Origin of the sequence: Frankia sp. AgKG'84/4 (assembly GCF_023242965.2) — a bacterium.
Taxonomy (GTDB): Bacteria; Actinomycetota; Actinomycetes; order Frankiales; family Frankiaceae; genus Frankia.
This window is the reverse complement of sequence record NZ_JALKFU020000413.1, coordinates 1-4,737: the sequence shown is the minus strand read 5'-3', so window position 1 is coordinate 4,737 and position 4,737 is coordinate 1. Positions and strand designations below refer to the sequence as shown.

The window sequence follows — 4,737 nt, the reverse complement described above, 5'->3', positions numbered from 1 at the left end:
CCTCGGGGGTGCCGCCGAGTAACGCGCGGGCGTGGGTCAGAACCAGCGGGTCGTAGTCGGCGTAGACGATGCGGGGTCGCGGACCGACCCCGCCCGGCGCCCGGGTCAGACCGGACTGGGCGCGGCGGCGGCGAGCAGTGGCCGGGTCCGCTCCCGCCACTCCCGCACGGCCACGGTGGTGTGGCGGCCGAGTTCCCTGTCGAGCTGCGCCAGCTTGTTGGTGATGCGCAGGGAGGAGATCTGCCCGGCGACGTCGAGGGCCCGGTAGCCGGCCTCCAGCGCGCCGTCCAGATCAGGGGCGGGGCTGAGCAGGTAGGTCAGGGCCAGGTCCGCCTCGGCGTAGCTGCGGGTCCGCGCCCGGGCCTGCCCCTGCAGGCCCCGGGCCTCCAGCAGGTTCCTGGTGGCCTCCTGGGGGCGGTTCAGGAGAAGCAGGCAGTGCCCGCGGCATTCCGCGGCGTCACCGCGGTTGTAGTGGCCCGCCCAGGACGGCGACTCCTCGCCGTCGCTGCGGTCGATCGCGTCGTCCATCAGGTCCAGAGCCGCCCGACAGCCGGCTTCGTCCTTGTTGCGGGCCAGCGCCCAGGCGTGCTTGTCGTAGAGCATGGCGCGCACGGTGTGGGTGGAGTGCCGCTGCGAGCGGTTGATCGCCGCGCGGGCGAGCGCCAGGCTCTGACGCCGGTGATCGAGCTGGGCGGCCTGGTCGCTCATCCCCGACAGCACGCGGCCGGCGAGCATGTGGTCGTCGGCGTGCTCGGCGAGGCTGAGCGCCTGGATGTAGTAGCGCTGCGCGAGTGCGTGGCGCCTGGTGTCCTGGGCGAGCCAGCCGCTGAACTGGGTGAGCTCGGCCAGGGCGCTGAACAGGTCCGGGTCGGGCCGCCGGTCGCGGGCCGCCCGGGTCTGGTCGTGCAGGAAGCTGATGACCTGCGGGCGGATCTCCGCGCTGCCGAACTTGGCGTCGAGGGTGCGGAAGGTCGCGGTGACGTCGCGGACGAGCGCTCCGCCGCCGGCCGCCGGCTGCTCCGCGCCACCGATCCGGTCGACGACGCCGGTCAGGCTGGACAGGACCGGGTCGGCGAAGGCTGTGGCGATGAAGGCGGTTCCTTCCTGCAAAAGGTCACGTCGACGCATATCTCGTCCCGAAAGGCCGGTAAGTGTCCGTAGTGTCTCAACGGGGGCATTTGCGCCAGTGAGACCCAGGTCGTCATTGCGGTACGACTCCCCGCGCCAGCCGAGGTCGGCCGGGAGAACGGGATAACCCAGTGCGGCCGACATCTCGGCGGCCGCGAGTTCGGCGACCATCGGATCTCGCGGGCGCATGCCGCGGCGCCAGTGACCGACCGTGGTGCGGGCCAGACCCAGCTCCACCTGGCGCTGCTGGCGTGCGCGGGTGTTGACCTGGCAGGCGAAGCGGGTGTCGGAGACGCCTGCCTCGCGTAGAAGCCGGGCAAATATTGTACTTACTGAAGGATCTTCCGGTGGCGTGTTCGACATGTTTCCCCCGTCGAAGTATGAGCGACCTGAGCGGCGGCGGTTGCGCAATGTTCGCCGCATAAGTCAGAAAGTAGTTGGTGCGTCGCGAATAGGGGAAGAGGCCGTGCATAAGAAGGACGGAATGCACGCCCGGTCCGGGGCCCCGGACTCTTGCATCAGCCTGATGATTGGGCGTCTGTTCCGCAGAATCTCGCCACCTCGCCGGCTGGGCGTCTGCACTCGCGTATGCAGGATAATCTGCACGTGCAGTGATTTCTGGCTGTCCAGGCGAGGAGAAGCGTCGCTGCGGGCCGCGCGCCCGGGGCGAACCGCCGCGGGGGAGCTCCGGGGGCGGGGTGATACCCAGGTCACTGGGGATGGCTCCAGCGACGCACACGGACTAACCTCGGTGACGGCGTGTAGTTGCTGTCGGTGTCCGGTCCGACCGTCCAGGTCAGCGGGTCGGTGCGGCCCTCGTCACGCCACCGATCATCGGGCGCGCAAGCGCCCCAGATGCGACGATGTCAAGACCACTGACATCCGATGTTGGCTACGGAGGCCCCTAGGCGTGAACATCGTCGTTACCGTCAAGCAGGTTCCCGATACCTGGGCGGAAAAGAAGCTCGACGCCGCGGACAAGACAGTCGACCGCAAGAGCGTCGACAACGTCATGAACGAGATGGACGAGTACGGGGTCGAAGAGGCCCTGAAGATCAAGGAAGCCCACGGGGGCGAGGTCACCGTCGTCACGATGGGGCCGGTCAAGGCGGTCGAGACGATCCGCAAGGCGCTGTCGATGGGCGCCGACAAGGCTGTGCACCTCACGGACGACTCGCTGCACGGGTCGGACGCGCTGGCCACCTCCGCGGCCCTCGCCAAGGTGATTTCGACGCTGTCCCCGGACCTCGTCATCACCTCCTCCGAGGCGTCGGATGCCCGTGGCGGCGTCATCGGCGCCCTGCTGGCGGAGCGCCTCGGTCTGCCGCAGCTCACGCAGGCCCGCAAGGTGACGGTCGACCCGGGCGCCAGCAAGGTCACGATCGAGCGGCTGGCCGACAACGGCTACGCCCTCGTCGAGGCGAGCCTGCCGGCCGTGGTCGGCGTCGTCGAGAAGATCAACCAGCCGCGCTACCCCTCGTTCAAGGGCATCATGGCGGCGAAGAAGAAGCCGCTGACGACCCTGTCCGCCGCCGACGCCGGCCTGGACGCCGCCGCGGTCGGTCTCGCCGGTGCCGCCAGCTCGGTCGTCACGGCGCAGGCCGCGCCGCCCCGGTCCAGCGGAACGATCGTCAAGGACGAGGGCGACGGCGGAACGAAGATCGCCGGCTTCCTCGCCGCGCAGAAGCTCATCTGAGGGGTTTGTTCGATGGCTGAAGTTCTCGTTCTCGTCGAGCACGCCGACGGCGAGCCGAAGAAGGTCACCGCCGAGTTGCTGACGCTCGCCCGCACGCTCGGCGAGCCGTCGGCGGTGTTCCTCGGCGCGCCGGGCACCTACGCCAAGGCGAAGGAGTACCTGGCCCAGTACGGGGCCGCGAAGGTGTACGTCGCGGAATCCGACGACATCGCCGGGTACATCGGCGGCCCCGCCGCCGAGGTGCTCGCGAACCTCGCCGGCGCGGCGTCGCCGGTCGCCGTCCTGGTCGCCGCCACAGCGGACTCCCGCGAGGTCGCCGCCCGGGTCGCCGCCCGGCTCGACTCCGGCCTCATCTGGGACGCCACCGCGCTGAGCGCCGACCTCGTCGCCACCCAGGGCATCTTCGGCGGCTCGACGATCGTCACGTCCAAGGTCACCAAGGGCGTCCCGGTCGTCGTCGTGCGGCCGAACGCCACCGCTCCCGAGGCCGCGCCGGGCACCCCGACCGAGCAGATCGTCGACGTCGCGGTCAGCGACGCCGCGAAGGGCGCCAAGATCGTCGACCGGGTGGTCGAGGCGAAGTCCGGTCGCCCGGACCTCACCGAGGCGCAGGTCGTCGTCTCCGGTGGCCGTGGTCTCGGCGCCGCCGAGCACTTCGCGCTGGTGGAGAAGCTGGCCGACACCCTTGGTGCCGCCGTCGGAGCGTCGCGCGCCGCGACCGACGCCGGCTGGTACCCGCACCAGAACCAGGTCGGCCAGACCGGCAAGACCGTGTCGCCGCAGCTTTACATCGCGGTCGGCATCTCCGGCGCCATCCAGCACCGGGCCGGTATGCAGACGTCGAAGACGATCGTCGCGGTCAACAAGGACCCCGAGGCGCCGATCTTCGAGTTCGCCGACTACGGCCTGGTCGGTGACCTGTTCAACGTCGTCCCGCAGCTCACCGAGGAGATCGGTAAGCACAAGGCCGGCTGACCAGGCCCGCCTGGCTGTGCACCACGGCCGGACTCCGCCCGTCCCCGGACGAGCTGGAGCCCGGCCGTTGTCATGTTGCCGGTCGTGGGCCGCAGCGCGGCCGGCACCTGATCAGTATGTGAGAGGTGTTCAGGTAGCGATGCCGTCTCCGTCTCCGTCACCGTCACCGGTGCCCCCGCCTCCCGCCGGCCTGCCGCGCTCGTCCGCGTGCGCGCTCGCGATCGACATCGGCGGAACCAAGATCGCGGCTGCCGTCGTCGACGCCACCGGGGCGCTGCGGGGCACCGCGCGGCGCCCGGTGCCCGCCGCCGGTGCCCGTGACCGCTCCGCGGGAGCCGGCGCCCGGACCGACGGCAGGGTGTCTGGCGACAGGGTGTCTGGCGGCACGGCGTCTGGCGGGGAGGCGTCTGGCGGGGAGGTGTCCGCGGCGGAAGTGTTCGAGGCGGTCCGGGCCTGCGCGGAGCAGGCCCTGGCCGCGGCCGGGATGAGCGCCGCGGAGCTGGCGGGTATCGGCTGTGGCTGCGCGGGGCCGATGCGCTGGCCGGTGGGTGAGGTGTCGCCGCTGAACATTCCCGCGTGGCGGGACTTCCCGCTGCGGGCCCGGCTGCGCGAGCTCCACGCCGGCCTGCCCGTGCGGGTGCACAACGACGGGATCGCCCTCGCCGCCGGCGAGCACTGGTCCGGGGCCGGGCGAGGCGTGCGCGACCTGCTCGCCGTCACGGTCTCGACCGGGGTCGGCGGCGGACTGGTGCTCGGTGACCGTCTGGTGCACGGTGGCTCGGGCAACGCGGGGCACATCGGCCACGTGGTGGTCGAGGCCGACGGCCCGGCCTGTCCCTGCGGTGGCCGCGGCTGCGTGGAGGCCATCGCCTCCGGGCCGAACTCCGTCCGGCGTGCCCTGGCGGCCGGCTGGGCGCCGGGGCCGGGCGAGGCCGCCG

The 4,737-nt window shown here is 71.5% G+C and carries 5 protein-coding genes; 3 read left to right on the top strand and 2 right to left on the bottom strand.

Annotation, left to right across the window (positions count from 1 at the left end; genetic code table 11):
• The coding region (locus tag MXD58_RS31220; RefSeq protein ID WP_374616395.1) for an SAM-dependent methyltransferase at window positions 1–160 on the bottom strand (160 nt) is incomplete at its 3' end.
• Window positions 106–1,491 carry an NsdA family TPR-like regulatory protein gene (locus MXD58_RS20220; protein ID WP_248841406.1) on the bottom strand — a complete coding sequence of 462 codons (1,386 nt, stop codon included), beginning with the start codon at window positions 1,489–1,491 and terminating at the stop codon, window positions 106–108. The genes MXD58_RS20220 and MXD58_RS31220, both read right to left, overlap by 55 nt.
• 547 nt (window positions 1,492–2,038) lie before the next feature.
• Between MXD58_RS20220 and MXD58_RS20215 the strand changes: the two genes are divergently transcribed.
• From MXD58_RS20215 to MXD58_RS20205, 3 genes are all read left to right on the top strand, one after another.
• A complete protein-coding gene (locus MXD58_RS20215; protein WP_248841407.1) occupies window positions 2,039–2,824 on the top strand; it encodes an electron transfer flavoprotein subunit beta/FixA family protein in 786 nt (261 codons plus the stop codon).
• A gap of 12 nt (window positions 2,825–2,836) precedes the next feature.
• Window positions 2,837–3,799: an electron transfer flavoprotein subunit alpha/FixB family protein gene (locus MXD58_RS20210; RefSeq protein ID WP_248841408.1), complete on the top strand. Its 963-nt coding sequence runs from the start codon at window positions 2,837–2,839 to the stop codon at window positions 3,797–3,799.
• A 169-nt stretch (window positions 3,800–3,968) separates the two neighbouring features.
• On the top strand, window positions 3,969–4,737 hold a 769-nt coding region (locus MXD58_RS20205; RefSeq protein ID WP_250609732.1), incomplete at its 3' end, for an ROK family protein.